This is a genomic window from Dactylosporangium maewongense, assembly GCF_039531485.1.
GTDB classification, from domain to species: Bacteria; Actinomycetota; Actinomycetes; order Mycobacteriales; family Micromonosporaceae; genus Dactylosporangium; species Dactylosporangium maewongense.
Map to the genome: position 1 here is coordinate 46769 of NZ_BAAAQD010000023.1, position 26247 is coordinate 73015.

The window sequence follows — 26247 nt, forward strand, 5'->3', positions numbered from 1 at the left end:
GCGGGAGGTCACCGTCAGTCTCGACGCCAAGAGCCTGCCGCCTTCGCGAGCGGGTGGAACATGCCGATCAGCCCTTCGCCAGCGATTCCACGAACGGGCCGTAGGACTTCTGCAGTTCCGCCAGCAAAGCGTCGACGCTGAGGGCGCCGGACATGAGCTGGTCGAATGTGCGGGAGATGGTTGGGTACAGCTCCGGCGCGCCCCAGTCGACGTACGGCACGGGTGTGCCCTCGCCCACCAGCTTGAGGCCGTTGCGCAGCGCGTCCTGTGACGGGACCGGCAGGTTTGCCGCGTTGATCGCGGTTTCGGCGTCCGCCGGTGGCTTCGATGGGATGGCGCCACCGGCCAGGAACTGCTCGGCTGCCTTCTGGCTGGTGACGAAGTCGATGTACTTGGCCGCCAGGTCCTTCTTCTTCGCCTTTGCCGGGATGGTCCATGGAATATCGCCAGCACCGACGGCCGCGATTCCCTGCCCGGACACCGACGGGAAGAACACCATCCGAAGCTTCTTGGTCTGCTCCGGCGTGCCCTTGAGCGGAGTGAAGCGGGAGCTGGTCAGGGAGAACAGGCCCTTGCCGGAGATGAAGTTGGCGAGAACCTGGTCGGTCTTGTACGCCGTCCAGTCCGGCGCGAAGTAGCCCTTGTCGCCCCAGGACTTCATGGTCTTGGCGGCCCAGGTTGCGCTCTCGGAGGTGAAGTTCGCGTTCGCGTGGTGGAACACCAGGTCCTGCACGGCCTTCGGACCGCCGTGGGCCAGCAGCAACTCACTGAGCAGCCATGCGGCCAGCTCGCCGCTGGCCGATCCGAACTGCATCGGAATCTCCCCGGCCGCCTTGGCACGCTGCATTTGGTCTTCGAGCTCCGCGATGGTCTTCGGCGCCTCGGTGATGCCCAGCTTCCCGGCGATCTCCGTGTTCATGAGCAGGCCGATCCATGCCGTAGTGGCTGACATGCCCCACAGCGGGCCCTCGCCCATCAGCTTCCCGTCCGTGCTGAAACGGTTGAGCTGAAGCTGGGAGGCGGTCTGGCGGGTGTCCCAACCGTGCTTCTTGGCGTAGTCGTCCATGTTGGTCAGCAGACCGCCCTTGACGAAGGCGCCCAAGGCCTGGTAACCGCGGTTGACCTGCGTAACATCCGGCGGGTTGGTGCCGGAGAGCTGAAGCTTGGCGATGGAGGCCAGGTCGTCGAAGCTCTTCGCGACAAAGTCGACCTTTACGCCTGGGTTTTCGTCCTCGAACTGCTTGTTCAGCTTCTGGTAGACGGCCAGGTTGCCCGGCGAATTGGCCAGGCCGCTCTGCACGACCAAAGTGCCGCCGCCGGTTTCCTCGCCAGCCGGCGAGGACGAGCAGGCGGTGACAGCGACTGCGACGACGGTGGCTAGCAAGGCGGTAGCGAACCGGGCATGGCGCCCTTTGGCGTGTCTATTGGGCATTTGCGGGTTCCTTCTCTACTCGGCGCGGCCGGCTGGCCGGGCTCGCTGGTGCTGCACCCCGCGGAGCGAGGGTCGGAATCGCAGGGATTAGGTGGCCTGGGAGCGGACGTCGGAGCGCCGGCGGAACCTTCGGGCGGTGGACATCAACGGCGCGGCGGAGACGTGAACCGATCCTTTGCCGCCTCGGGTCTTCACTTCCAAGCAGCAACTGGTCTGCGGAGGAGACCAGATTGCAATTCCATGATCGGGCTGTCAAGGCTCGCTGGCGATCATTGCGGCCTTCGTTACCCACCCGTGATGCAGGTCATACGGGTCGTCACGTCGTGCGCGACGTGACGGAGACAAATCGTCGTGAAGGCCTCGACTCCGCCGACTTCCTGCCCGGCTCGAGACTTCCCGGTGAATGCGCGCTCGCCGCCCAGCTGGAGATGATCCTGCGGCAGGTCACGGAGCCGCGCATGAAGTTCATGCTGGTCGTGCGCACTCCGCCGGATCTTGCGCTGACGACGTATCCGGTGCTCGCCGCGTCGATCTTCGAGCCGGCGGCGCACGATCCTGGCGTGTCGTTCCGGCTCGCTCCGTGGCGGCACGAGCAGGCATGTCAGGTGTGGGAGTCGGCTGAGGGTGAACACAGACACCGTTCACGGACCTGCCGCCATCCGTTCAACAGCTTGCAACGGTGCCGCTCTACCTGGCGCTACTTCATTCGGCCGGGCGGGCCGGCCCTGAACGTGCAGCGTCGGCGTACCGGCTGGTCGACCACTGCATCCGCGGCATCCTCCGTCGGGCGGGCGTTGACGCAGCGGTCACGTTCGAGTCCCTGTCCGACCTCGCGATGGCCCAGGCCCCATTCTGCTGGCCCGTCACTCCCTGCGCACATGCTGCGGCGGACCCCGCCGGGCAGTGCGGGACCAAGCCCCGTCAGGGCATTGACCGAACTGCCGCCGCTCGTGGTCAACGCCGGCCTGGAACCCAGGTTCGCGCACGACGTCATCCGCGAATACTTCGTTGCTGCCCGCATCGCCGACGCACTCGTGGAGATGGGCCGTTCCGTTCCAAGTGTCAGCGCGATCAACGACCTGGCGGAGCAGGCTACCGTGTCCGCGGCAGCGCAGGGGATCCTCGAGTTCGTCGTCTGCCGGGTCGACGACCGTGACCAGAACCTCGTGCCCGCCATCGCTACGTCGCCCGCCATCTCTGTCGACGTGGCGTTGCCCGTGCTGTTACGGAACCCTGCCGCAGCGACGAGATCACCGCAGGTACTGCGGTCGTGCGCTGCCCGCGCGACGCACCCGCAGACGCTGAATCTCGCCCGGGCCCTCCTGTCCAAGCCGGAACTCGCCACCGCTCTCAGCGGAACGTACAGCGAATGGGTCGTCACCGCGCTGCGCACATTCGGCCCGTCAGTGTGGACGGAGATGCTGGCGCATCTTGAACGGTCTCTTGACGCCGGAATGGCGGAGGCCCTGCTCGGCACAGCCGACTTCGAGCAGGGGAGGAGGCGGCCTTCTTCGCGCGCCGTGCTGTGCTGTTCCATGGTCTGTCCGATGATGGCTGGCTTGAAGCTCTCGTTGCTCACGAGGACTGGCGCGTCCGGGCGGCGCTGGCGAAGGGTCTGCTCCTCGAAGTGGGCAGCCGGCAACGACGTGACCAGGTCAAACAGGCTGCCAAGCTGCTCGGCCTCGAGCCCGGTGATCCGGTGCTGGTCGGTTACCAGAAGACCTTCGACCAGCACGACCAGTGCTTCGACGTGGGCCGTCAGCTGTACCGCGGGGACGCCTACCGATTCCAGGCGTCGCTGTTCCGCTTCTAGCCCTTCTGCTAGCCCTTCATGGCGCCCGATGCCATTCCCTGCATCAGCCGCTTCTGCACGACGAGGAAGAAGATCACCACGGGGATCGTGAAGATCACGCTCGCCGCCATCACTCCGCCCCAGTCGGTGTAGTAGCTGGAGAAGTACTGCTGCAGGGCGACAGGGAGCGTTTCGATCTCGGGCCGCTGCATGTACGTCGCCGAGAACATGAGCTCGTTCCACGACGTGATGAACGCGTAGACGGAGCTCGCCGCCAGCCCCGGCCAGGCCAGCGGAAACACGATCGACCAGACGGCGCGTAGCCGGCTCGCCCCGTCGACCAGAGCGGCCTCTTCCAGCTCGTACGGGATCTCCACGACGAACGAGCGCAGCATGAACGTGCACAGGCCCACGGTCAGAGCCAGGTGGCTCAGGGTCAGCCCCTGGAACGTGTTGAGCAGGCCGGCGTTGCGGAACAGCGTGAACAACGGGATGACGAGGATGGTCTGCGGCAGCAACTGCGTGACGAGGATGACGACCGTGAGGATGTGCCGGGTCCGCAGCCGGTAGCGGGCCAGGGCGTAGCCCGCCAGCAGGGCGATCAGGCCGGTCAGCACCGTCGTCGCCACGGCGACGATGAGGGAGTTGCGGAACTGGGTGGGGATGTTGCCGTCGAGCAGGTGCGTGTACCGCTCCACCGTCGGCGACGTGACGATGAACCGCGGGGTGCGGGTGAACAGCTCGCTGTCGGGCTTGACCGACGTGACCAGCATCCAGAAGAACGGGAACAGGCTGCTCACCACGATCACGGCAACGAGCAGGAACAGCGCACCACGGCGCAACAGCGACGTCATCGAACGTCCTCTCGGTTCAGCCGGACGTACAGCACGCTCACCGCGGCCAGCATGAGGAACAGGACCACGGCCATGGCCGCGGCGGAGCCCTGGTCGAGCTGGGCGAACGCCTCGAGCCAGGTCAGCAGGGACAACACCTCGGTCGAGTGGTCCGGGCCGCCGGGCGGTGTGGTCATCACCAGGAAGTGGTCGAAGGACTGATACGCCCAGATGGTCGAGATCGTGGTCATCACGACCAGCAGGGGACGGATCATCGGCAGCCGGATCCGTCGCAGGATCTGCCAGGCGCTGGCGCCGTCGACCCGGGCCGCCTCCACCACTTCACCGTGGGTGCCGCGCAGCCCGGCGAACAGGGAGACCGCCACGAAGGGGACCGAGTGCCAGACGACAGCGATCGTGATGGCCACCATGGCCGGTGTACCCGTGCTGAACCAGGAGTAGCCGTTGAAGGAGTCGAGGCCGAACCAGTTGACCAGCAGCCAGTTGACCACGCCGTACTGGTCGTCGAACAGCCACTTCCAGACGATGCCCGACGCGACCCGCGGCATGGCCCAGGGGAGCAGCACGATGACGCTGAGCACCCTGGCCGCGCGGGGTGCGGAGTCAAGGACCAGGGCGATGGCCAGGCTCAGCAGGATCGTGGTGACGACCACCGCGGCCGCGAACAGGGTCGTGCGCAGCAGCGCGGCGGTGTAGTTCGGGTCGGCGAAGATGTCGCGGTAGTTCTGCAGCCCGACGAACGGTCCACTCTGCAGGTACTCACCGTCGAAGAACGACAGCCAGATCGTGCGCGCCACGGGGTATCCGACCACGCCGACGATCACCGCGAGCAGAGGCGCCAGGAAGGCCCACGGCAGGAATCGTTTCTCGAAGCTCTGCTGCCGGTGCGGCAAGCGCGGCGCGCGCAGCGCCCTCGGGATGGCCGAGGACGCCGCGCGACGGATCGTGGTCTTCACATTCTCAACCAATTGCCTGGTTCACCTGGTCCGCGAGTTCCTTCATGGCGACGTCGGCCGTCTTCTTGCCGCTCATGATCGATTGCATGGCGTTCACGATGGAGTTGGCCCCCTCGACCTTGCCCCAAGTGGCCACCGGCGGAATGGAACGGGTGTGGTCGGCCTGTTCGGCGTACGCCTTGAACAGCGGGGCGGAGAACGACCCGGTGGCCTTCTCCTGGGCCAGCGCGTCGTTCGTCGCCGGAAGCAGGCCCAGGTTCGAGGTGACCGGCACGAGGTTCTCCTTGGTCATCATGAACTTCACGAAGTCGTTCGCCACCGCCTTGTTGTTGCACTCGCGGAACACGGCGAGGTTGCTGCCGCCGGCGAACGTGTCGTTGTTCCCACCCGGGCCCTTGGGCAGGACGGCCGTGGCCAGCTTGCCCTCCAGATCGGGGCTCTGCTTGAGAATGGTCCGCAGATCCCACGATCCGCCGACCATCATCGCCGTCTGGCCCAGGCCCATGGACTTGTCGACGTCGGCCGCGGTCCAGGCCGAAGCGCCGGCGGGCGACAGGCGATCCTTGGTCAGCAGGTCGGAGTAGAACTGGAACGCCTGGACGGACTGCGTCGAGCCGGCCTCGGAGACCCACTTGTCGCCGCTCTGCTTGGCGATCTCCCCGCCCCAGTTCCAGATCAGCGGCAGGTAGTACCAGTGCGCGCCGCCGATGATGCCGAACCCGTTGACGCCCTGGTTCTTCGCCTGAATGGCGAGGGCGTCCTCGCGCAGCTCCTGCCAGGTGGCGGGGGCCGCCGTCTTGCCGATCGCCTCGAGCATGTCCTTGCGGTAGATGAGGGCGCGGACACCGGTGTCATAGGGAACGGCGTACGACTTGCCCTTGAAGATGGTCGACTCGATCATGCCGGGCACGTAGGTGCCCTGCAGCGTCTTGGGGTCGTTGGCGTAGACCTCGAGGGCGTTGAGTGCCGCGAATTCGGGGGTCCAGGTGTTGCCGATGAGCGCGACACAGGGGACGCTGCCGCCGGCGATCGAGGTCAGGTACGTCTGGTGTGCGTCTTTACCGAGGAACCGGAGGTTCACCTTGGTCCCCGGGTGTGCGGCGGCGTAGTCGTCCGCCAGCTTCTGCATGATTGGCTGCTGGGTGTCCCCGATGGGGTCGCCCATCCAGAAGTCGATGCTTCCCTTGATCTCGCCCGAGCTGTTTGCGCCCGAGTCGCTTGCTCCGCCACAGGCCGCGAGGGCCAGAGCCCCCGCCAGCCCGATGGCCACGGCGACACGGCCGCGCCATAAGTTCCTTGCACGCATCGCTGCTCTCCTCTGCTCGGGACCGAAGACCTGCTAAGCGCGGGGTACGCGGTGCCTCCGGACCTGTCAACCTGCCCGGCTGTCTGACAGCCGGATAAGTTGTCCCTCAGGGTGCACCGTGGTGAGGTGGATCGCAAGGCCCTCCGCTCGGTTCGTTACGAAGTTTCCTTGCGCCCGGGGCCCACAGTTTGGTACACACGCGGGAGTGATCAGTTTAGGATCACCGCTGGTCAGAGCGGTGTCGGACGGCCGCAAGGCGGCTCGGAAGGATGAACATGTAGTAACACGACTCAGTATCTTGACCTTGTGCTAGCAGGTCAAGAATGGTTTGGTCGTAGGCATGTTCCTGCGGTTCACCTCGCGGACCAGCGCCGACGGCGCGGTGGTGCGCTACGTCGCCCTGGCCCACAACCGGCGGGTGGACGGGCAGATCAAGCCGGACGTACTGATGAATCTGGGCCGGGAGGACCAGGTTGACGTGGCCGGGCTGCAGCGGCTGGCCGCGTCGATCGGCAGGCACTTCGGCGGCGACGATCCGGCCGGTGTCGCGCCGGCGGGTGCGGCCGCCAGGGCCGCGTCGCTGGAGGTCGTCGATGTCCGGACCATCGGAGCCACCTGGCTGCTCGACGCGCTGTGGCACCGCCTCGACGTGGGCGCGGCGGTGCGTGCGGCCACCGGCGCGCGGCGGTTCACCGCCAACCTGGAACGGGTGTTGTTCGCGCTGGTCGCCCACCGGGCGGTGGCCTCGACGAGCGGGCTGCCGGCCGCGGAATGGGTGCGCGAGGAGGCCGCCGTGCCGGGACTATCCACAATGGACGATGAACACGTCCGCCGGGCGATGGATCTGCTCGTGGACGCGGACACGCAGGCGCGGGTGCAGGAGTCGCTGTTCCTCGCCGTGACCGACCGGCTCGACCCGTTGTTCTTCGACACCATCGAGTTCGCCTGCGACAACGGGGAGCGGATAGTCATCGGCGTTGCCGCGACCAAGGAAGGCATCCCGGTCCGCTACTGGTGCTGGACGGGTGGCGCCGGTGCCGGCTCCGTCCCGGCCGAGGTCCGCGACGACCTGCTGGACCGGCATCCGGGCCGGGTCATCACGTTGGTCGAGCGCGGCTTCTCCGGCGCGGACGACCTGGCCGGCCTGGGTCGCGCCGGCGATCACTACATGGCCGGGATGCGTATGTGCGACGGCAACCGCCTCGTCGAGGCGGTGTTGTCCCGCTCGGGCCGCTACCGGTACGTCCGCGACGATCTGCGCGTCCGGGAGGTCCGCATCGACGGTCAGGACGCCCGGTTCGTCGTCTGCCACGACCCGGATCAGGCGCAGCGCGACCGCCGGCAGCGCGACGAGGCAATCGTCCACATCCAAGCCGAACTGGCCCGGATCGCCGACCAGTGCGCCGGAGACGACGCCGGCCGCGTGCGGGCCGAGTGCGCGCTACGCGACCACCCCACCCTCGGCCGCTGGCTTGTCCGGCGGCCCGACGGACGCCTGAAGGTGGACCTGGCGAAGGTCAAGGCCGAGGCCAGGCTCGACGGCAAGCACCTCATCGCCACCTCCGACCCGCACGTCAGCGCCGAAGACGTCGCCTTGGGCTACAAGAACCTCCTGGAAGCTCGTGACCTCAAGGCGCGGCTGCTGCCCGGAGCGGCCGCCCACAGCTCGGGACACCGCATCCGCGCGCACGTGCTGATCTGGTGGCTGGCCCTGCTGCTGACCCGCGTCGCCGAGCAGTCCTGCGGTCAGACCTGGCGGATCATCAACCGGCAGCTCGGGCGGGTGGCCCAGGTGACCCTCACCGGTTCGGCCGGCACCGTCACCCAGACCACGCCGCTGAGCCCCGAGCAGGCGGCCATCTACCGGGCGCTGACCATCCAGCCGCCGGCCCGGGTCACCGCGTCCGCCCCCGGTCGCCGACGAGCTCGCGGGCATTCTCGCTGAGCACGGCCGAGCGATGCGTGTCGCCGAGATACTCGCGCAAGAGGTTGAAGCGCTCGGCCACCTCGTCGAGCGACGAGAACGGGAAGTCCGTTCCCAGCACGACCCGCGAGTCGTCGACGAAGGACAGCAGCGCGCCGAGGTCGGCGGCGGTGTGGGACAGGGCGGTGTCATAGCGAAACGCCGCCAGCGCGCGCAGGACGCCCTGCGCGGCGACGGCCGCGAGCTCCGGCATGCCTTCGGCCAGCACCATGCGCGGAGCGACGACCGGCATCGCGCCGCCGCAGTGCGAGAAGACCCACCGGATCCGCGGAAATCGGCGCGGCACATCGGTGAGGAGCAGGTTCGTGATGAGGCGCGTCGAGTCGAAGAGATACTCCAGGACCGACGGCCGGAGGGGGATCTCGCCCTCGGGCCACCACGCGGGCAGCACCGGGTGCACGTGGATGAAGGCACCGCGGTCGTTCAGGGTCTCCAGCAGGCCGTCGAACTTGGGATGGCCGACGTACGACCCGGCGTAGCTGGTGAGCAGGCCGACGCCGACGAACTCCGGCCGGTCGAACACCCGCTCGATCTCGGTGAGCGCGGCGTCGACCGAGGGCAGCGGCAGGCAGGCGACAGCCGCGAACCGCCCGTCGCCATCGCGGACCACCTCGGTGAGCTCGTCGTTGGTGTCCCGGCACAGGGCCGTGGTGAAGGTCTGATCGCCGAAGTAGAACCCGGGCGAGGCGACGGACAGCACGGCCAGGTCGATGCCCAGCCGATCCATCATCCGGACCGAGTCCGCCGGCTCCCACACCGGAAACGGTGCGCCCGGCTGAGCCTGGATTCCCAGTGCCGTCAACCGGCTGACATAGGACGCCAATGGCGCGTGGTGATGAAAGTCGACGATGGTCATGACACCAGCTCTCGGACGGCACGGATGGTTCGCAAGAGGTCTTCGGGCCCGCCCGCCTCGTGGCCGTTGAACTGCCACACGGTCATCTCCTTGGGCCCGGCAAAGGCATTGTATGCAGCGAAAACGGTGGAAGGCGGGCTCACGACGTCATGCAGGGCGACGCAGAACCGGCCGGGACAGGTGGCTCGCCGCGCGAAGGACACGGCGTCGAAATAGGCGAGGGTCTCGAAGGCGAGCCCCACCGAACCGCGGTGGGCGGCCAGCCATTTGACGATCTCCCCATGGGGACTGTGGTCCGTCACCTCGACCGCGCGCCGGAAGGCGGACAGGAACGGCACGTGCGGCATCGCCAGGCGGACATCGTCCCGCAGGCCGGCCGCCACGAGCGCCATGGCACCCCCCTGGCTGCGTCCCGTCACCGCGATCCGGTCGCGCGCCACGGCCTCGTGGGTCGTCACGGCATCGACGAACCGGTACGCGTCGGTGAACAGGCGGCGGTAGTAGTACCGCTCGGGATCGAGGATGTCCCTGGTCATGAACCCCGGCGCGGACGGGCCCGCCCCATGCGGGTCCGCGGTGTGGCCGGCCCGCAGGGCGCTGCCCTGGCCGCGGGAGTCCATGACGGCGTGCGCGAAGCCGGCACTGGCGTAGGCGAGCGACTCGACCGGGTGCCCGCGTCCGCTGCCGTAGCCCAGGTACTCCACCACGAGCGGCAGGGGGCCGGTTCGCTCGTGCGGCAGCAGCAGCCACCCCCGTACGTCGTCCCCGGCGTATCCGCCGAAGGTGACGTCGTACACGTCAACGGTCCGGACCAGGGCATCCACCCGCTCAAACCGCGGATTGAGGGGATGAGCGCCCTGTTCGTGCAGGGTCCGGCTCCAGAAGGCGTCGAAGTCCCCGGGCTCGGGGTGCGGGTACTCGTACCGCACCAGTTGATCGAGGGGGAGGTCTACCCGCATCGCACGACTCCTGTCCGACTGTCCGACAGGAGTCTAAGCAATGACGACCGCGGCGGGGAAGGGACAACCTGTCATGCAACCTGATAGCCTGCCAGGCGAGTGAAGCCAGGAGCTACAGGTGGAGGAACGGGCATGGCGCGGACAGTCGCCTCCGGGTACGACGTCATTGCCGTCTCGGGTGACCCGGAAGAGCGGGGATACCAGTACGGCCTCGCTGCGAAGACCCGGATCGAGCAAGCGTTGCGGACCTATGCCGACGTGTTCCGGCACTACGCATCGTGGGACTGGGACGCCGTGCGGCGACACGGACTCCGGTTCGCCGGTCCTATCGAGGACTTCTCGCCGGCGTCCGCGCGGGAGATCCGGGCGATCGCCCGCGGGGCCGGCGTCGAGGTGGCCGACATCCTGGCCCTGAACACCCGTAGCGAGATCATGTTCGCCGCTCCCGGGCGAGCCCGGGCGGTGGCATCCACCGAGTGCACGTCATTCGCGCTGACCCCGGAGCGCACGACCTCCGGTGCCGCGCTGATGGGGCAGAACTGGGACTGGATCGAGGGGGCCCGGGAAACCGCGATCGTGCTGCAGGTGCACCGGGACGACGGCCCGGACTTCGTCACGGTGGTCGAGGCCGGGATGCTGGCGAAGGTCGGGATCAACTCCAGCGGTGTCGGCCTGTGCACCAACACCCTCATCTCGGACGGCGACGAGGGCCGGTTCGGCGTTCCGTACCACGTGCTGCTGCGATCGGTGCTCGACAGCGACAGTGGTGCGGAGGCCGCCCAGCGGATTCAATCCACATCGCGGGCAAACTCCGCAAATTATCTCATCGCGGATGCGGCCGGGTTCTGCGCGGACATAGAGACCGGACCGGGCGACGGCCCGTGCGGCGTGATCACTCCCGTCGACGGTGTGGTCACGCACGCCAACCACTTCCTGGTCGACGGTCTCACGGGGGTGGACCGCTATCTCGAGCGCAAGGCACACACGCGCAACCGGCTGCACCACCTGACCGCGCGCGTGCAGCAACACGACACGCACACGATCGAGAGCCTGCAGGAGGCGCTGGCCGACCACGCGGACGCACCGCACAGCGTGTGCCAGCACCCGGACGCGGCCCAGCCCGTGGCCGAGCGCACCTGCACCATCGCGGGGATCGTGATGGACCTGTCGGCTCGCTCGCTGGTGTACGCCGCCGGCAGCCCGTGCGAGTCGACCTGGTCAGTGCCGGTGCGCTTCGATGCCTAAGTCTGACCGGCCGGCTGCCCGACAGGCTGTTAACCTGGCAGCCGTGAAGGTGATCCCTGTCGCGCAGCGCACCGCGGCGGAACACGTGCGATCGCAACTCGTCGAACTCATCGAGTCGGGTGAGTTCGCGGTGGGTCAGCGGCTGCCCTCCGAGGCCGAGCTGTCCAAGTCGTTCGCGGTCAGCCGTTCGGTGATCCGTGAGGCACTGCACAGCGTGAACGCGCTCGGTCTCACCCGTTCGTACGCCGGCAAGGGCACGTTCGTCGACGCGCAGTTCGCGCCGTCCCAACTGCTGACCGGCAAGTATCTCCCCCGCGACCTGCACGAGGTCCGCCGGACGCTGGAGGTGCCCTTGGCCGCCCTCGCGGCCGAGCGCCGTTCGCGGACCGACCTCAAGGCGATGACCGAGCTGCTCGTGCGGTTCCGTGAGGAGCAGGACCCCTCCATCCGAGTCGGCATCGACGCCGACTTCCACGTGGCCATCGCCACCGCGACCGCCAACCCGCTGTTCCCCAGGCTGGTCTCAGAACTCCGCTCGGTCCTGCAGGAGCAGGCCATAGCCGCGGCCGCCGTACCGGGCCGGGCGACCCAGGCGGCCGACGAGCACGACGCCATCCTCGCCGCCATCTCGAAGCGCGACGCCGACGCGGCGGCCAATGCGATGAAGCTGCACCTGGCCGCCGTGGAGGACACCGTGACCAAGCCCGGACGCCGGAAGTAGCAGCGCACTCGGGGACGTCCTGACCGTCCGTCAGGACCACTGCTGGTGACCGGGACTCCTCTCTCCGGGGCGTCCTGTCGTGCCGAGGTCACCGCACTCGATCGTGCTGCTGGCGCGTGCCCCTACCAGAGGGGCACCTGATCGGGATGCAGGACGATTCGGTGCCGCTCGGTGGCCTCGGCCTGTTCGCGGTCCCAGGACTCGGGCCCCAGCCTGAGCCCCGGCCTGGCCCAGACGTCATGGGAGTCACCCGCCAACCAGGCACCGAACCATTCAGGCAGGGTGAGATGCAGCTTGCACGACTCGTACTCATCCGACCACCACATCTGCCCCTGCGGGTGCCGGCAGTCCAGCAACGCCCACATCGCACAGCCGAGATCGCAGAAGAACACGACACCGCGCGGCGGCGGTGGGTGTTCGCCTGGCTCGGCCTCAGCGCTGACAAGCTCCAGGTACCCATCGACCATGGGAATGTTGGACCAGCTGTTCGTCAAGCCCTGGATGCCGCCGTGAGGTCCGATACCACCATCGCCGAGCTCACGGTAGATGCGGCGCAACAACGGCGGCAGGCGATATCCGATCACCGCCTCGGCATCCCTGATGACCTGCTCGGAGACCGGCGGAGGCAACAACGACGCGGACGGCGAATCCGTCGGGCGACCTGCCTCCACCCGCGCCCGAATCGCATCGAAGATCTCGTCCTCAGTCATGCTGCCGGTCCCCTCAGCGTGAGCGTGTCCACCACGATGGTGGCCGAACCGGCGCGTCATCGGGGTACGCCACGACGCAACGAGGAAGCGCCGAAGTCACCGACAGCACCGGCACCCGTCTCGAGAGCGGCCATCAGCGCCCAGAGGAAATCACCAGGAAGTGGAACGCGCTGCGGCAGCAGATGAGCGGCGACACGGCCTCGAACCCGATTCCGGAGGGAGGCCCGAAACGGAGCTTCTACGTTGACCGAGGGCACTCTGTGACCGATTGATCGCCAAACCGGAGGCCGTAGACCGGCCAGCGCCCAGCGCTTGCGGCTTGATCGACCCGGCTCAGATCTCACCGCGGAGGTCTGCTGTGGCGCACCGAGACCTGACCGGTGACCACCAGGAGGTTGCGGGACACGGCCCTCGCCACCGGGCCGATGACCAGGTCTTGCCGTGCGATCCGTTACCGTGGGCTGGTGTGCGTGGAAGTTGAGGACGTCTTGCGAGCGGCCGCTGCCCAGGACGCTGCAGATGGCCGGACCGACCGTTTCACATACCAGCTTGCGTAGCGCTGCACGGCGGCAGGTGGTCGACGGGTTGGCGGACCGGATTCTCGGGCTGCGGCTGGAGCACCCGGCGCGGGTGGGGATCGACGGTCACTCCGCTGCCGGCAAGACGACGCTGGCCGACGAGGTGGCCACCGCCCTTCGAGGGAAGACGGCGCGGCCCGTGCTCCGGGTCGCGGTCGACCACTTCAAACAGCATGTCGACCAGCGCACGCGGTATCCGTCCGGCTCGCCGGAGAGCTACTACTTCGAGATGTACGACGTCGACGCGATCCGCAATGAGCTGTTGGTGCCGCTCGGTCCCGGCGGCGACCGCCGCCACCGCACCCAGATCATGGACTTCAGCGGTCGCACGCCCGTCGACTCCGGCGTCCAGGTGGCCTCGGACGACGCGATCCTGATCGCGGATGGCGGCTTCCTGCAGAAGCCGGCCCTGGCGCGGCACTGGGACCTGCGGGTCTACCTCCACATCGACGTGGCGGACGTGCTGTCCCGCGGCACGGCCCGTGACCAAGCGTGGATGGACTCGGCGGAGGCCGCCGCCGAGCGGTACCGCACGTACTACATCCCCGGCGAGGAGCTCTACCTGGCCGAGATCCGCCCCGCCGAACAGGCCGACATCGTCATCGACAACCGGAACTTCGACGACCCCCGCATCATGCCGAGGAGCAGGACCGAACAGCGGTGAACTGAACCGTCAGCGGCCGGTGGTGCCGTCGAGGTGTTCGCGGAGGATGTCGGCGTGGCCGGCGTGGCGGGCGGTCTCCTCGATGAGGTGGACCAGGATCCAGCGCAGGGACGGGCCGCCGGCGCGTAGCGGCCTGGTGAGGTCGGGGCAGGACTCGACGAGTTCGTTGGCGCGGGTGATGGTCTGCCGGTAGTCGGTGAGGATGCTCTCGACGGTGTCCTTGGTGGTGGGCCGCATGGTGCGGCGGAGGCTGGTGATGCGGTCGCCGAAGAAGTAGTACCGCTCCACGTGCGCCAGGTGTTTGGCGAGGCCGAGCAGGTTGGTGCCGGAGGGGACGCCCGCGGTGCGGGCCTGCGGCTCGGGGGCGCCGGAGACCTTGGCGGTGATCGCGTCGCGCAGGTAGTTGAGGAAGCCCAGCAGGACCGACTTCTCGTCGGGGGCGGTCGACGGTGGTCCGGAGTCTCGGTGCGCCATGTCGCCAAGCATCGCCGCCGGGGTTGCGTCACGGCGAAGGAACGTGCGGATCCGCAACAGGCGGCAGCGCCGCGTAGCCGGCGAGGAGGATGTCGACGGCCTCGGCGAAGCGGTGGTCGAAGTCCAGGCCGGCGCGGGTGGTGATGACCTCCAGGAGGTTGGGGAACTCGGCCGGGTCGAGGTCGCCGGCGTGCTCGTCGAGGTTGGGGTCGGAGTCCTCGTGGCCGGGGGTGCGGCCGGCCTCGGCGAGGGTGTGTCCGATCGTGAAGGTGGCCACGACGTTCACGACATCCATGGCGCGGCCGAGGGGCAGTCCGGCGGCGCGCATCGCGGCCAGCCAGCGCTCCGACATGCGTAGCGCGTCGGGGGAGTTCACGGGGCGGGTCGCGGCGAGGGGGAGCACGCCGGGGTGGGCGAGCAGCGCGGCCCGCAGCGAGTGCGCGAAGGACCGCATCCACGGCACCCAGTCGTCGAAGTCCACGGACAGTCCGGCGAAGGCGTGCTCCATCACCCGGTCGACCAGGCCGTCGAGCAGCGCGTCCTTGTTCGGTACGTGCCGGTAGAGCGACATCGCCTCCACGCCGAGGTGCGCGCCCAGCTTGCGCATCGACAGCGCCGGCAGGCCGTGGGTGTCGACGTAGTCCAGCGCGGCGTCGAGGACCCGCTCCCGGCTCAGTCCGGCCTTCGGCACGCGCGCTCCCTTGACGATGTTTACGGCGTAAGCAAAACTACCAGACAGCGGCATGCTTACACCGTAAACATGGAGGCTGACGTGCTCGTCCTCGCCCTGGTCCTGATCCTTGCCGTGGTCGCCTACTTCCTGGTGACGACGCTGGTCGACCTGTACCCGTTCAACAACGTGCGCGACGCGAAGCGCGAGGAGCAGCGCACCGAGGTCGCGATCAACGCGCCGGTGATGGCGCTGCCCGCGGTGCTGCTCGGGCTCGGGAAGGTGCTGCACCTGCCGGTCCTCGGCTACGCCGCCGGCACCCTCGCCGCACTTTCCGTGGCCGGCGGGCTGATCCTGTGGTGGATGCCGTACCTCGCCGGCCGCACCGCACCGTGGGCGACCGCCGGCGCCGGCGTCACCTGGGCGGAGCTGCACGCCCGCACGTACGCCCGCACCGTCACCGTCCTGCCCCGCATCGGCGACCGCCCCCGGCCCAACCTGGAGCACATGATCCTGCACACCCTGATGCTCGCCGCGGCCGTCTGTACCTTTGCGGCGGTGTGAAAACCCGGGTATGCAAGGTGCATGGACCCCGAGGAAGTGGCCCGCCGCTGCGCGCGGACCGTGTGGGACGGTGACGAGGCGAGCCGCGCGCTCGGCATGCGGCTCGGCGACGTCTCGCCCGGCCGGGCGACGATCGCGATGCGCGTCCGTGACGACATGGCCAACGGCCACGGCATCTGTCACGGCGGGCTCATCGCGAGCCTCGCCGACAGTGCGTTCGCGATCGCCTGCAACACCTACGACGAGGTGACCGTGGCCGCCGGCTTCGACGTCACGTTCGTCGCGCCCGCGAAGCCCGGCGACGACCTGACCGCCGTCGCGCAGGAGCGGGTCCGGCAGGGGCGCAGCGGCCTGTACGACGTCACCGTGCGCACCGCCGACGGGTCGGTCATCGCCGAGTTCCGCGGCCGCAGCAGAGCACTCGGCCGCCGCATCCTGGAAGGGCAGGAACGAGCGTGAGAGACCTGAGCCCGCGCCCCGGCGACCTGGAGCCGATTGAGACCGCGTCCGTCGACGAGTTGCGCGCCCTGCAGCTCAAGCGGCTCCGGTGGACGCTGCGGCACGCGTACGACAACGTGCCCCTCTACAAGCGCAAGTTCGACGAGGCCGGAGTGCACCCGGACGACTGCCGCTCGCTCGAGGACCTGGCGCGTTACCCGTACACGACGAAACAGGACCTCAGGGAGAGCTATCCCTTCGGGATGTTCGCGGTCCCCAGGGAGCGCATCGCCCGCATCCACGCATCCAGTGGCACCACCGGACAGCCCACCGTCGTCGGCTACACGCGGGCCGACGTCGACATGTGGTCCGACGTGATGGCCCGCTCGATCCGCGCGGCGGGCGGGCGCCCCGGCCACCGGGTCCACGTCGCGTACGGCTACGGCCTGTTCACCGGCGGGCTCGGCGCGCACTACGGCGCCGAGCGGCTCGGCTGCGCCGTCATCCCGGTGTCCGGCGGCATGACCGAGCGGCAGGTGCGGCTCATCGTCGACTTCGAGCCCGACATCATCATGGTCACCCCGTCCTACATGCTGACGATCCTGGACGAGCTCGACCGGCAGGGCGTGGACCCGAAGCGGCTGAGCCTGCAGGTCGGCATCTTCGGGGCGGAGCCGTGGACCGAGGACATGCGCCGCGAGGTCGAGGAGCGGCTCGACATGCACGCCGTGGACATCTACGGGCTGTCGGAGGTGATCGGGCCCGGGGTCGCGCAGGAGTGCGTGGAGACGAAGGACGGCCTGCACGTCTGGGAGGACCACTTCTACCCCGAGATCGTCGACCCCGTGTTCGACCATGTGCTGCCCGACGGTGAGCGCGGCGAGCTGGTCTTCACGTCGCTGACCAAGGAGGCGCTGCCGATCATCCGGTACCGCACCCGCGACCTGAGCCGCCTGCTGCCCGGCACCGCCCGCACGATGCGCCGGATGGAGAAGGTCACCGGCCGCTCCGACGACATGATGATCCTGCGCGGCGTCAACGTGTTCCCGACCCAGATCGAGGAGCTGATCCTGCGGGTGCCGGGCCTCGCCCCGCACTACGTCTGCGTCATCGACCGGCCCGGCCGCCTCGACGAGCTGACCGTCCGCGTGGAGGCCCGCACCGAGCCCGTCGACGACACGCTCGCCGCGCAGCTCGTCGCGCTGGTGAAGCACAACGTCGGCGTCACGGTACGGGTGCAGGTGCTGCCGCCCGGCGGGCTGGAGCGGTCGGTCGGCAAGGCGAAGCGCATCCTCGACAACCGCCCGCGGTGAACTACGTCCTGGTGCACAGCCCGCTGCTGGGGCCCGCGTCGTGGGCGCCGGTGGCGGCGCTGCTCGATGCGGCGGTGCCGGCGTTGCACGAGATGCCCCCGTCCGGTCAGGCCATCGTGGAGCGGGTCGTCGCGTCGGCCGGGGAAGGCCCGGTGATCCTCGTGGCGCACAGCAACGCCGGCTACTTCATGCCGGCCGTGGTCGGCGCGATGCCGCGGCGGGTCGCGGCGTGCGTGTTCGTGGACGCGTCGCTGCCCGCCCGCACCGGCCCCACCACGGGCATCGTCGCGCCCGGCGCGCTGGACAGGCTGCGGGACAGGGTCGTCGACGGCCTGCTCCCACCGTGGACGACGTGGTGGCCCGGCGCCGACTTCGCCGAGCTCGTCCCGGACCCACTGATCAGGCGCGCGGTCGAGGCCGAGCAGCCGCGGATTCCGCTCTGGTACTACGAGCAGCGGCTTCCCGTCCCGGCCGGCTGGGACGCGGTGCCGTGCGGATACCTCCGGTTCTCCGCGCACTACGCGCCGGCCGCGGCGCAGGCCGAGGACCGCGGCTGGCTCGTCGAGCACCTCCCGGGCCAACACCTGCACCAGCTCGTCGACCCGCGAGCGGTCGCCGACCGCCTCACCGCCATGGGCACCGCGCTGAGCGGCAGGAGCTGACCGCCGCCCGGTTGCGCATTCGCCGTTCCGGTCCTGCCCGGCGGGGCACGCCCATAGGATCAAGGCGCGAACACCCACAGCCGTGAACGGCCGGGTCCGCGCGGCCGCCAGTTCTAGGGAGCGGGCGTATGGCGACGATGCTGTACCGTCTCGGCGTCGTCGTGGCGCGCCGTCGCTGGGTCGTGGTGGGCGGCTGGGCCGCGGTCCTGGTCGCCGTCGCGGTGTCGGCGACGCTGCTGGCCAAGCCGACGACGTCCGCGATCAGCATCCCCGGCACGGAGTCGCAGCGGGCGATCGAGCTGCTGTCGAAGAAGTTCCCGGGCACCGGCGGCGCCAGCGCGCGCATCGTGGTGGCCGCCCCGCCGGGGCACACGCTCGACGAGGCCGAGTACACCGCCCGCGCGGCCGACGCGCTCGTGGCGCTGGCGAAGGCGCCGCAGGTCATCGCGGTGACCGGGTTCAACGAGGCGACGCTGAGCGCGGACAAGCAGATCGCGTTCGCCGACGTCCAGTACGCCGTGCCCGTCTCGGAGGTCACGCAGGAGGCGAAGGACGCCCTGCAGCGGCTGGCCGGCCCGGCCCGGGCGGCCGGGCTGCGGGTGGAGTTCTCCGGCGGTGTCGTGTCCACCACCGAGGCGCACGGCGCCAGCAGCGAACTGTACGGGGTGATCATCGCGTACCTGGTGCTGGCGCTGACCCTCGGCGGGCTGGTCATCGCCGGGATGCCGCTGCTCAACGCCGGTGTCGGCGTCGGCATCGGGATGCTCGGCATCCAGGTCGTGACCGGGTTCGTCGAGCTGAACTCGACCGCGCCCGCCCTCGCCACGATGCTGGGCCTGGCGGTCGGCATCGACTACGCGCTGTTCATCGTGGCCCGGCACCGCCAGCAGCTGCGCGACGGCATGCAGGTCGAGGAGTCGATCGCCACCGCGTCCGCCACCGCCGGCAGCGCCGTGATCTTCGCCGGCGTCACCGTCATCATCGCGCTGTGCGGCCTCGCCGTGGCCGGCATCCCGTTCCTGACCGTCATGGGCCTGTGCGCCGCGGCCACCGTCGCCGTCACCGTCGTCCTCGCCGTCACGCTCACGCCCGCCGTCCTCGCCGTCGCCGGCCACCGGATCACCGCCAGCCGCATCAGGACGCTCAACCGGCGCGCCGAGCCGAAGGCCCACCCGTTCGGCGCGCGGTGGGCGCGGATCGTGACCGCCCGGCCGTGGCTGACCGTCGTCGCCTGCCTCGCCGTCGTCGGCGGCATGGCGCTGCCCGTGCTCGACCTGCGCCTCGGCCTGCCGTCCGACGGCACCAAATCCACCGGCACCACCGAACGCCGCGCCTACGACCTGCTCGCCAAGGGCTTCGGACCCGGGTTCAACGCGCCGCTCACCCTCGTGCTGTACGGGCCGGGCCGCACCGACATGAAGGCCATCGGCGAGCAGGCCGCGCCGCTGCTGCGGGCCGACCCCGACGTCGCCGTCGCCGTCCCGGCCGCCACCAACCAGGCCGGGGACGTGGTGATCCTGTCGGTCATCCCGAAGTCCGGGCCCGACTCGCAGCAGACCAAGGACCTCGTCCGGCGCATCCGCGCCGCCGGCGAGCAGGCCAGGCAGCAGGCCGGGATCACCGCGTACGTCACCGGCACCACCGCCGTCAACAACGACGTCTCCGACAAGCTCAGCGCCGCCCTGGCCCCGTTCCTGGTGCTGATCGTCGTGCTCGCGCTGCTGCTGTTGCTGCTGGTGTTCCGGTCGATCCTCGTGCCGGTGAAGGCGGTCGCCGGGTTCCTGCTGTCCCTCGGCGCGTCGCTGGGCGCGGTCACCTGGGTGTTCCAGCAGGGGCATGCCGGCGGCGTGTTCGGCGTTCAGGCGCCCGCCCCGATCCTGAGCTTCCTGCCCGTCCTCGTCATCGGCATCCTGTTCGGGCTGGCGATGGACTACGAGGTGTTCCTCGTCTCCCGCATCAAGGAGGCCTTCACCCACCACGGCGACGCCCGCCGCGCCATCGGCGACGGCATGCGCGACAGCGCCCGCGTCGTCACCGCCGCCGGCCTCATCATGGCCGCCGTCTTCACCGCGTTCATCTTCGGCGGCGACGTCATCATCAAGGCCATCGGCTTCTCCCTCGCCGTCGGCGTCGCCGTCGACGCGTTCATCGTCCGCATGACCCTCGTCCCGGCGGTGCTGCACATCCTCGGCCGCGGCGCCTGGTGGCTGCCAAGACCGCTGCAACGGCTGCTGCCGAACGTCGACGTCGAAGGCGCGACCCTGGTGCGACCGGTCGTCGTGATCAAGAAGGCGCCGGAGCCGGTCAGCGCCAGGGGATCTGCGCGGAACGGTGGTAGTTGACGCCGTCGGCGTCCCAGCGCGGCCCGTACGCGGCGAGCCGGCGGGCGAAGGAGTCCCAGTCGTGCGCCGACCGCGGCGACCAGCCCAGCTCGGCGACCGCCGCCAGGCGCGGGAACGCCATGGCCTCGACGTCGGCGTACGAGCGCAGCGTCTCCGACCACAGCGGCGCCTCGATCCCGAGCACCGCCGCCTCCGGCACACCCTCCATGTGGGTACGGTGCCGACCTCCGACAGGCCGATCGGCTTGCCGCCGGCGATGCCCAGCATGGCGTTGTACCAGGCCTGCGTCGGCTGCTTGTTGACCCACGCGTCGAGCGTCGCGAGGTCCACATAGGACGCTCCGGGCCAGTAGTCGGCGACGTGGCTCTCGCCGCCCGCGATGTCCTTGAGGTTCCAGACCCAGACGAGGTTGTTCAGGCCCTTGGTGCCGGACAGGTAGTCGTGGGTGATCTGGAACAGCTTGCGGCTGCCGTTCGCGCCGGGGCGACCGCCCCACCACGACCAGCCCTCGTTCATCTCGTGCTGCGGGCGGAACAGCACCGGGATCCCGCTGTTCTTGAGGTCCTGCAGGTAGGGCACGGCCTCGTCGAGGCGGCGCTTGAAGGCGGTGTTGAGGGCGGTGCCGTTGGTGACGAGCTCGTTCCACTGCGCGTCGCTGAGCCTGCTCATGATGGCGCCGGTGCCGTAGTCCCAGTGGCAGGACTGCGCGACCGTCGGCGGGCACATGTGCCACACCAGGGCGGGGATGGAGCCGGCCGCCCACACCGCCTTCGCCTGGGCGATGACGGCCGGCCGGGCGTTGATGTCGTTCTGCTCGAAGGCGAAGTCGCCGGCCCACGACCCCGGGTATTCGCCGGTGATGTCGTGCACCTTCTGCTGCCAGGTGTTCGGTGCCGAGCTGGGCCCGTCCTGCTGGCCGGACAGGATGTTGCGGCCGGTGATGCTCTGCAGGTAGGTGACGACGTCGGCGACGGTGGCGGTGCCACTGGGCGTCGGCGCCGCCGCGGCGGGCACGGCCGAGGCCGCCGCCCAGACGACGACGGCCGACACCGCGAACGCGGCAAGTCGCATGAGGGGTTCCTTCCGCTGGCGGTCGGTGCGAACTGAACCGAGTAAGTCAGCTAAAACGGGTTAAGTCAACCGGCTACAGTTGCGCGTGATCGAGCGACGGATCTTCGGGCTGACCCGCACGCTGCGGGCCGCCGCGGCGGGTGACGTGCAGCGGATCCTGATGTCGGCGGACCCCGGCGAGGACCCCTCGTACACCTGGCGCGACGACGAACGAAGGGTCGCGGTGGTCGTGTCGGTCATCGATGCCGACCACTGCCAAGTCGCGCTGCTGGACGGCGGGCGGTGGCACGACCTGGTCGACTCCGACGATCCCACCCTGGCGTGGGTGTCGCTGACCGGGACGCCGGGGGTGGTGCCGCTCGCGTCGATCCTGCCGTGCCGGTTCGCGGTCGACGCCCTGGAGACGGTCACCATCGGCGCAGGGTTCGACCAGCTGCGCGCCACCCGCCGCTGGCGGCCCGCGCCGGCCTGGGTCGGCGACCGGCGCGGGTACCTGCTGCGGGACCTCGTCGAGGTGCTGTGGGACGCGGCCGGTTCGCTGCCTGTCGATGAACCGGAGGCCACCGCCGGACCCGTCGGGCTGCGGCACCTGGCGCTGCTGCGGCGGCTGCACGACCGCGCCATGGGCGGTGGCCTGGACGCGGTGCTGGCCGAGTTCCCGCCGGACCGGCTCGACGCCGCCGCGCGCGCCGCCGACTACCTGGGCCTGCCCGACCTGCGGGCGGTGCTGCGCGACGCCGACGACGACGCCTACGAGCGGCTCGCCTCGCCGGACGGGGAGGACGCCGGAGCGATCCGGGCGGCGGTGCAGCGCAAGCTCGACGCCGCGCCTTGGGAGTTCGGGGTGACGGACGTGCCGGGGCGGGCCATCACCGAGTTCCTGGCTGATCCGGAGCGGGTCCGGTAGGAGGCCAGCTGGCTCAGCCGGTGATGACGCGCAGGAAGGCGTCGGCGATGACGGCGTGGCCAGGCAGGCCCGGGTGGACGCGGTCGTCGGCCCACAGGTCCGGCGGCGACACCTCGAGGACGGCGTCGAACGCGTGCTGCGTCGCCACGTGCGGCGCCCCGAACTCCTCCGCGAGCCTCGCCACCACCGCGGCGTAGCGGTCGCTCTCGGCGCGCTGCGGCTCCGTGCGGTCGGGTTCGATGAGGTACGGGTCGGCGAGCAGCAACCGGCAGCCGGTCGCGTCGACCGCGCTCCGCAGCAGGGTGCGCAGGGTCGCCTCGTACTCGTCCAACGGCACCGCCTCGTGCGGCCGCCCGGCGAACGCCCGCCACACGTCGTTGATGCCGATCATCACGACCAGCCAGTCGGGCCGCTGGCCGATCGCGTCGCGGTCCCAGCGTGCGGCCAGATCCCGGACCGTGTTGCCACTGATCCCACGGTTGACCCAGGTCAGCGGGGTACCGGGGAAGCGGGCCGTGACGAGTGCCCGCACCAGGCTCATGTACCCGTCACCGTAGGGCGCCCGCACGTCCCGCCGCCCGCAGTCGGTGATGCTGTCGCCGATGAACACGATGCGCTGCCCAGCCTCGAACATCATCGCGCCATGATCTCATCCGCCCGGCACGATGTGTGCGACCTCCCAGATCGGGGCACTACGGACAGCGTGCGGATCGTTGTGGTGCTGGTCCTCGTGGGTCTCCTGGCCGTGGGCTGCGGCGACGGCGGCCGGCGTGACGCCGCTTCGGCCACGGCGACGCGGCTGCTGACGGCGGTCCGCGACGGCGACGGCGCCACCGCCTGCCGGCTGCTCGCGCCCGGGACCGTCAGCGCCCTGGAACGGTCCGCCGACGCCCCGTGCGCCGCCGCGATCCTCGACGAGGACCTGCCCGCCCCCGACGCGGTGCGCCACGTCGACGTGTACGGGCAATGGGCCCGCGTCGTGCACGCCGGCGACACCGAGTTCCTGGCGGTGTTCCCGGGCGGCTGGCGGGTCGTGGCGGCGGGCTGCCAGTCCCGCGGCGAACGCCCGTACCAGTGCGCCGTGGAAGGAGACTGAGATGCGGCTGATGTTCGTGCTGTGCCTGACGGTCGTCGGCGCCGGTCTCGCCTACGTCATCACGATCGGGCTGCTGCACCGGTGAGCGGGGCACGGCGGGTCCTGCGAGAGCACGCGCTCGGCGTGGTGTTCGGCGTCCTGTTCGTCCTCGCCCTGGTCGGCCAGGGCCTCGCCGGGCACGCCGACTTCAACCAGCAGCAGGTCACCGACGGTCTCCTGCCGGTCTCCCTCGGCCGGTACCTGACGTCGGCGGACTTCGCCGTGGACGTCGCGGAGAACTGGCAGTCGGAGTATCTGCAGTTCTCCCTGTACATCCTGGCGACGGTCTGGCTGCTGCAGAAGGGATCCCCGGAGTCCAAGCCGCTCGACCGGCCCGGCACCGAGTCCGACAAGGACCAGCTCGTCGGCGCCTTCGCCCGCGACGACTCACCCGCCTGGGCCCGCACGACCGGCTGGCGCCTGCACCTGCTGTCCAACTCCCTCGGCCTCGTCATGGGCGGCATCTTCGCGCTGTCGTGGCTCGCCCAGTCGATCGCCGGCGTGGCCGCCTTCAACGAACGCCAGCTCAGCCACCGCCAGCCCCCCGTCTCCTGGGCCGCCTACCTGACCGAACCCGACTTCTGGAACCGCACCCTGCAAAACTGGCAGTCCGAGCTCCTCGCCGTCTTCTCGATGGTGATCCTCTCCGTGTACCTGCGCCAACGAGGCTCCCCAGAGTCCAAACCCGTCGGCGCCTCCCACACCTCCACCGGCATCGAAGGCTGAGGCGGACAACACGGCCGGCGTCGGTCTACCGTGGCCTGGTGATCGACCTTCCGCTCTTCGGTGCTCGCCTCGCCCGGCTGCTGGAGCATCGGGACGTGCCTGCGGCCGGCCTCACCGAAGCCGCGGGGGTGCCCATCACTCAGGTCGACGCGGTCCTCGCCGGGGCGGAGCCGGACGACGAGCAGCTACGTGCAGCGCTGCACTACCGAGACGGCTTGCAGGCCGCTGGCGGCGTTCCCTACATGGTCGGCCACTGGCACTGACCCGCACGCTCATTGGCCGGAACCGGTCGTTCGTCGCTGGGAGGTGCCGCGCGGATCGCGGCATGAGTGCGCACGTGATCTTGGGTGAAGCGTTGCACGGGAGTTCGAGGGCGTCCGGCCCCTCGCGGCGTCAGGTAGCGCTGGGGGCCAGCAGCGCGGTGAACGCGAACGCGGTGTCGATCGTGGCGGTGAGGGCCGGGCCGTCGGTGGTGTTCCGGGCGGCCCAGGCGGCAAGCGCGGTGATGAACGTGGTGAGGCCGCGGTGGACGCCCTGGAGCAGGTCAGCGAGGTGGGCGCGGGTGAGGGTGATGTGCGGGCCGGAAAGGATCGGAGCGTGGTTTTCTGGTGGCCCGGCGTCCTGCCAGACGGTGATCCGGTCGCCGATCGACATCGTGGGGGTCGGGTCGTGGCCGAGCCAGGGCGGTTCGCTGCCGCTGAGGGCGCGGGCCCAGTCGCGCCAGTCCTCCAGGCTGGAGCAGCAGCCCGGCACGATCGCAGTGTTGGTATCCGTCAGGATCAGGCCGGCACCGCCGTGGCCGTGATCGCCGTCAGCTGCGACGAGGAACGGGCCACGACGCTCTGCGTCGTCCTGAACCCTGCGAAGCTGCGGGGCTGGCACCGCCGCTGAGCCTTGTACTGGCAGTACATGGTTGCGAACGAGCAGCGGCGTCAGCGTTGAGGCATGAAGAAGGTAACCATGCGGAATACCATTGATCTGACCGGACGGCTCGCCGTGGTGACCGGAGCGAGCAGCGGCCTCGGACTCGGCCTGGCGACCCGTCTGGCTGCGGCCGGTGCCGAGATCCTCCTGCCGGTCCGTGATGAGGCCAAGGGCGAGGCCGCGCTGAGCCGCATCCGCGCCGAGGTGCCCGGTGCCGACGTGTCGCTCCGTGAGCTTGACCTGGCCTCGCTGAAGTCGGTGGGCGCGCTGGGGGACACTCTGAACGCCGAGGGGCGGCCGATCCATATCCTGATCAACAATGCCGGGCTGATGACGCCGGCCACGCGGCACACCACCGCCGACGGCCTGGAGCTGCAGTTCGGGACCAACCACATCGGGCACTTCGCGCTCACCGGCCGGCTGCTGCCGCTGCTGAGCGCCGGCGGGGCCCGGGTGACGACCATGACCAGCAGCGCGGCGCGGCACGCCAAGCTGAACTGGGAGGACCTGCAGAGCGAGCGGGCGTACGCGCCGGTCCGCGCGTACAACCAGTCGAAGCTCGCGAACCTGCTGTTCGCGCTCGAGCTCGACCGGCGTTCGCGAGCGGCCGGGTGGGGCATCGTCAGCAACGCCGCCCACCCGGGCACGACCCTGACCGGCCTGTACGCCGCCGGTCCCAACATGGGCCGAGAGAAGCCCTCGCCGATCGAGGCCGTCATGAAGCGCCTGGCGAGCTGGGGCGTGCTGGTCCAGGGCGTCGACCGAGGCCTGCTCCCGGCCCTGTACGCGGCCACCAGCCCCGAGGCGGGGGGCGGCCACTTCTACGGTCCGGACGGGTTCGGCCAGTTCACCGGCGGTCCGGCCCAGCTGGACCCCTACCGACCGGCACGCAACGAGGCCGCGGCCGCCAGGCTGTGGGACGTCTCGCAGCGTTTCGCCGGCGTCGAATTCGTGACGGTGTGAG

The 26247-nt window shown here is 69.8% G+C and carries 27 protein-coding genes and 1 pseudogene; 15 read left to right on the forward strand and 13 right to left on the reverse strand.

Annotated elements, in window-relative coordinates; all coding sequences use genetic code 11:
• Window positions 1-67: 67 nt before the first annotated feature.
• The gene (locus ABD332_RS43145; RefSeq protein ID WP_344509853.1) at window positions 68-1384 is read right to left on the reverse strand and encodes an ABC transporter substrate-binding protein; all 1317 of its coding nucleotides are present in this window, start codon (window positions 1382-1384) and stop codon (window positions 68-70) included.
• A gap of 1573 nt (window positions 1385-2957) precedes the next feature.
• On the opposite strand from ABD332_RS43145, the gene ABD332_RS43150 reads away from it, so the two are divergent.
• Window positions 2958-3245 (forward strand): UTRA domain-containing protein, encoded by a 288-nt coding sequence (locus tag ABD332_RS43150; protein WP_344509854.1) that lies wholly within the window; start codon window positions 2958-2960, stop codon window positions 3243-3245.
• 8 nt (window positions 3246-3253) lie between these two features.
• Here ABD332_RS43150 and ABD332_RS43155 read toward each other — a convergent pair whose 3' ends face one another.
• The 3 genes from ABD332_RS43155 to ABD332_RS43165 are packed head-to-tail and all read right to left on the reverse strand — an operon-like array spanning window position 3254 to window position 6304.
• A complete protein-coding gene (locus ABD332_RS43155; RefSeq protein WP_344509856.1) occupies window positions 3254-4078 on the reverse strand; it encodes a carbohydrate ABC transporter permease in 825 nt (274 codons plus the stop codon).
• Entirely contained in the window at window positions 4075-5034 is a 960-nt protein-coding gene (locus ABD332_RS43160; protein WP_344509858.1) for a carbohydrate ABC transporter permease, read from the reverse strand. The genes ABD332_RS43155 and ABD332_RS43160 overlap by 4 nt, the downstream gene beginning before the upstream one ends.
• A 4-nt stretch (window positions 5035-5038) precedes the next feature.
• Window positions 5039-6304, reverse strand: coding sequence for an extracellular solute-binding protein (locus ABD332_RS43165; protein WP_344509860.1), 1266 nt, complete (start codon window positions 6302-6304; stop codon window positions 5039-5041).
• A gap of 376 nt (window positions 6305-6680) precedes the next feature.
• Here ABD332_RS43165 and ABD332_RS43170 point away from each other — a divergent pair, with 376 nt between their 5' ends.
• Window positions 6681-8285, forward strand: coding sequence for an IS1634 family transposase (locus ABD332_RS43170; RefSeq protein WP_344509862.1), 1605 nt, complete (start codon window positions 6681-6683; stop codon window positions 8283-8285).
• On the opposite strand, the gene ABD332_RS43175 is transcribed toward ABD332_RS43170, so the two are convergent.
• Complete coding sequence (locus tag ABD332_RS43175; RefSeq protein WP_344509864.1) at window positions 8236-9180, reverse strand: amidohydrolase family protein; 945 nt, start codon at window positions 9178-9180, stop codon at window positions 8236-8238. The two genes, ABD332_RS43170 and ABD332_RS43175, sit on opposite strands and share 50 nt — an antisense overlap.
• Window positions 9177-10139, reverse strand: coding sequence for an acetylxylan esterase (locus tag ABD332_RS43180; RefSeq protein ID WP_344509866.1), 963 nt, complete (start codon window positions 10137-10139; stop codon window positions 9177-9179). The genes ABD332_RS43175 and ABD332_RS43180 overlap by 4 nt, the downstream gene beginning before the upstream one ends.
• Window positions 10140-10271: 132 nt before the next feature.
• Here ABD332_RS43180 and ABD332_RS43185 point away from each other — a divergent pair, with 132 nt between their 5' ends.
• Both ABD332_RS43185 and ABD332_RS43190 read left to right on the forward strand, forming a co-directional pair.
• On the forward strand, window positions 10272-11384 hold the full coding sequence (locus ABD332_RS43185) for a C45 family autoproteolytic acyltransferase/hydrolase (protein ID WP_344509868.1): 1113 nt from the start codon (window positions 10272-10274) through the stop codon (window positions 11382-11384).
• A gap of 43 nt (window positions 11385-11427) precedes the next feature.
• Window positions 11428-12105: a FadR/GntR family transcriptional regulator gene (locus tag ABD332_RS43190; RefSeq protein ID WP_344509870.1), complete on the forward strand. Its 678-nt coding sequence runs from the start codon at window positions 11428-11430 to the stop codon at window positions 12103-12105.
• A gap of 122 nt (window positions 12106-12227) precedes the next feature.
• On the opposite strand, the gene ABD332_RS43195 is transcribed toward ABD332_RS43190, so the two are convergent.
• Complete coding sequence (locus tag ABD332_RS43195) at window positions 12228-12815, reverse strand: SMI1/KNR4 family protein (RefSeq protein ID WP_344509872.1); 588 nt, start codon at window positions 12813-12815, stop codon at window positions 12228-12230.
• Between the two features lie 549 nt (window positions 12816-13364).
• Between ABD332_RS43195 and ABD332_RS43200 the strand changes: the two genes are divergently transcribed.
• Entirely contained in the window at window positions 13365-14057 is a 693-nt protein-coding gene (locus ABD332_RS43200; RefSeq protein WP_344509874.1) for a nucleoside/nucleotide kinase family protein, read from the forward strand.
• 9 nt (window positions 14058-14066) lie between these two features.
• Here ABD332_RS43200 and ABD332_RS43205 read toward each other — a convergent pair whose 3' ends face one another.
• Both ABD332_RS43205 and ABD332_RS43210 read right to left on the reverse strand, forming a co-directional pair.
• Window positions 14067-14531, reverse strand: coding sequence for a DinB family protein (locus ABD332_RS43205; protein WP_344509876.1), 465 nt, complete (start codon window positions 14529-14531; stop codon window positions 14067-14069).
• 28 nt (window positions 14532-14559) lie between these two features.
• Window positions 14560-15222, reverse strand: coding sequence for a TetR/AcrR family transcriptional regulator C-terminal domain-containing protein (locus tag ABD332_RS43210; protein ID WP_344509878.1), 663 nt, complete (start codon window positions 15220-15222; stop codon window positions 14560-14562).
• 69 nt (window positions 15223-15291) lie between these two features.
• Here ABD332_RS43210 and ABD332_RS43215 point away from each other — a divergent pair, with 69 nt between their 5' ends.
• The 5 genes from ABD332_RS43215 (at window position 15292) to ABD332_RS43235 (ending at window position 20520) form a co-directional block, all read left to right on the forward strand.
• On the forward strand, window positions 15292-15765 hold the full coding sequence (locus ABD332_RS43215) for a hypothetical protein (RefSeq protein WP_344509880.1): 474 nt from the start codon (window positions 15292-15294) through the stop codon (window positions 15763-15765).
• Between the two features lie 21 nt (window positions 15766-15786).
• Window positions 15787-16224: a hydroxyphenylacetyl-CoA thioesterase PaaI gene (gene paaI, locus ABD332_RS43220; protein WP_344509882.1), complete on the forward strand. Its 438-nt coding sequence runs from the start codon at window positions 15787-15789 to the stop codon at window positions 16222-16224.
• Window positions 16221-17516 carry a phenylacetate--CoA ligase PaaK gene (paaK, locus tag ABD332_RS43225; protein WP_344509884.1) on the forward strand — a complete coding sequence of 432 codons (1296 nt, stop codon included), beginning with the start codon at window positions 16221-16223 and terminating at the stop codon, window positions 17514-17516. Before paaI ends, paaK begins: the two co-directional genes overlap by 4 nt.
• Entirely contained in the window at window positions 17513-18178 is a 666-nt protein-coding gene (locus ABD332_RS43230; RefSeq protein WP_344509886.1) for an alpha/beta hydrolase, read from the forward strand. Before paaK ends, ABD332_RS43230 begins: the two co-directional genes overlap by 4 nt.
• A gap of 128 nt (window positions 18179-18306) precedes the next feature.
• The gene (locus ABD332_RS43235) at window positions 18307-20520 is read left to right on the forward strand and encodes an MMPL family transporter (protein WP_344509888.1); all 2214 of its coding nucleotides are present in this window, start codon (window positions 18307-18309) and stop codon (window positions 20518-20520) included.
• Here ABD332_RS43235 and ABD332_RS43240 read toward each other — a convergent pair.
• Together ABD332_RS43240 and ABD332_RS60235 are read right to left on the reverse strand one after the other, a co-directional pair.
• Window positions 20483-20728: a family 20 glycosylhydrolase gene (locus ABD332_RS43240; RefSeq protein WP_344509890.1), complete on the reverse strand. Its 246-nt coding sequence runs from the start codon at window positions 20726-20728 to the stop codon at window positions 20483-20485. The genes ABD332_RS43235 and ABD332_RS43240 overlap by 38 nt on opposite strands.
• Window positions 20729-20820: 92 nt before the next feature.
• A pseudogene (locus ABD332_RS60235) lies at window positions 20821-21591 on the reverse strand (glycoside hydrolase family 26 protein); the annotation flags it as partial.
• Window positions 21592-21676: 85 nt separating this feature from the next.
• On the opposite strand from ABD332_RS60235, the gene ABD332_RS43250 reads away from it, so the two are divergent.
• Window positions 21677-22498, forward strand: a complete 822-nt coding sequence (locus ABD332_RS43250) for a hypothetical protein (RefSeq protein WP_344509896.1) — start codon at window positions 21677-21679, stop codon at window positions 22496-22498.
• Between the two features lie 13 nt (window positions 22499-22511).
• Here the strand turns inward: ABD332_RS43250 and ABD332_RS43255 are convergent, their stop codons facing one another.
• Window positions 22512-23135 (reverse strand): SGNH/GDSL hydrolase family protein, encoded by a 624-nt coding sequence (locus ABD332_RS43255; RefSeq protein ID WP_344509898.1) that lies wholly within the window; start codon window positions 23133-23135, stop codon window positions 22512-22514.
• 66 nt (window positions 23136-23201) lie between these two features.
• Here ABD332_RS43255 and ABD332_RS43260 point away from each other — a divergent pair, with 66 nt between their 5' ends.
• The 3 genes from ABD332_RS43260 (at window position 23202) to ABD332_RS43270 (ending at window position 24622) form a co-directional block, all read left to right on the forward strand.
• Complete coding sequence (locus tag ABD332_RS43260) at window positions 23202-23594, forward strand: hypothetical protein (protein WP_344509900.1); 393 nt, start codon at window positions 23202-23204, stop codon at window positions 23592-23594.
• Between the two features lie 81 nt (window positions 23595-23675).
• Window positions 23676-24359: a DUF6766 family protein gene (locus ABD332_RS43265; RefSeq protein ID WP_344509902.1), complete on the forward strand. Its 684-nt coding sequence runs from the start codon at window positions 23676-23678 to the stop codon at window positions 24357-24359.
• A 38-nt stretch (window positions 24360-24397) separates the two neighbouring features.
• Window positions 24398-24622 carry a hypothetical protein gene (locus ABD332_RS43270; protein ID WP_344509904.1) on the forward strand — a complete coding sequence of 75 codons (225 nt, stop codon included), beginning with the start codon at window positions 24398-24400 and terminating at the stop codon, window positions 24620-24622.
• A gap of 130 nt (window positions 24623-24752) precedes the next feature.
• Here ABD332_RS43270 and ABD332_RS43275 read toward each other — a convergent pair whose 3' ends face one another.
• Window positions 24753-25112, reverse strand: coding sequence for a hypothetical protein (locus ABD332_RS43275; RefSeq protein WP_344509906.1), 360 nt, complete (start codon window positions 25110-25112; stop codon window positions 24753-24755).
• Window positions 25113-25319: 207 nt separating this feature from the next.
• Here ABD332_RS43275 and ABD332_RS43280 point away from each other — a divergent pair, with 207 nt between their 5' ends.
• A complete protein-coding gene (locus ABD332_RS43280) occupies window positions 25320-26246 on the forward strand; it encodes an SDR family oxidoreductase (RefSeq protein ID WP_344509908.1) in 927 nt (308 codons plus the stop codon).
• Window position 26247 lies beyond the last annotated feature (1 nt).

Bases quoted from the DNA above. Each gene is read 5' to 3' on its own strand.
- ABD332_RS43215 (WP_344509880.1), top strand. From the start codon at position 15,292: ATGGAGGCTGACGTGCTCGTCCTCGCCCTGGTCCTGATCCTTGCCGTG.
- ABD332_RS43205 (WP_344509876.1), bottom strand. From the start codon at position 14,531: ATGGCGCACCGAGACTCCGGACCACCGTCGACCGCCCCCGACGAGAAG.
- ABD332_RS43155 (WP_344509856.1), bottom strand. From the start codon at position 4,078: ATGACGTCGCTGTTGCGCCGTGGTGCGCTGTTCCTGCTCGTTGCCGTG.
- ABD332_RS43235 (WP_344509888.1), top strand. From the start codon at position 18,307: ATGGCGACGATGCTGTACCGTCTCGGCGTCGTCGTGGCGCGCCGTCGC.
- ABD332_RS43255 (WP_344509898.1), bottom strand. From the start codon at position 23,135: ATGATGTTCGAGGCTGGGCAGCGCATCGTGTTCATCGGCGACAGCATC.
- ABD332_RS43280 (WP_344509908.1), top strand. From the start codon at position 25,320: ATGCGGAATACCATTGATCTGACCGGACGGCTCGCCGTGGTGACCGGA.
- ABD332_RS43195 (WP_344509872.1), bottom strand. From the start codon at position 12,815: ATGACTGAGGACGAGATCTTCGATGCGATTCGGGCGCGGGTGGAGGCA.
- ABD332_RS43170 (WP_344509862.1), top strand. From the start codon at position 6,681: ATGTTCCTGCGGTTCACCTCGCGGACCAGCGCCGACGGCGCGGTGGTG.
- ABD332_RS43175 (WP_344509864.1), bottom strand. From the start codon at position 9,180: ATGACCATCGTCGACTTTCATCACCACGCGCCATTGGCGTCCTATGTC.
- ABD332_RS43240 (WP_344509890.1), bottom strand. From the start codon at position 20,728: ATGGAGGGTGTGCCGGAGGCGGCGGTGCTCGGGATCGAGGCGCCGCTG.
- ABD332_RS43180 (WP_344509866.1), bottom strand. From the start codon at position 10,139: ATGCGGGTAGACCTCCCCCTCGATCAACTGGTGCGGTACGAGTACCCG.
- paaI (WP_344509882.1), top strand. From the start codon at position 15,787: ATGGACCCCGAGGAAGTGGCCCGCCGCTGCGCGCGGACCGTGTGGGAC.
- ABD332_RS43185 (WP_344509868.1), top strand. From the start codon at position 10,272: ATGGCGCGGACAGTCGCCTCCGGGTACGACGTCATTGCCGTCTCGGGT.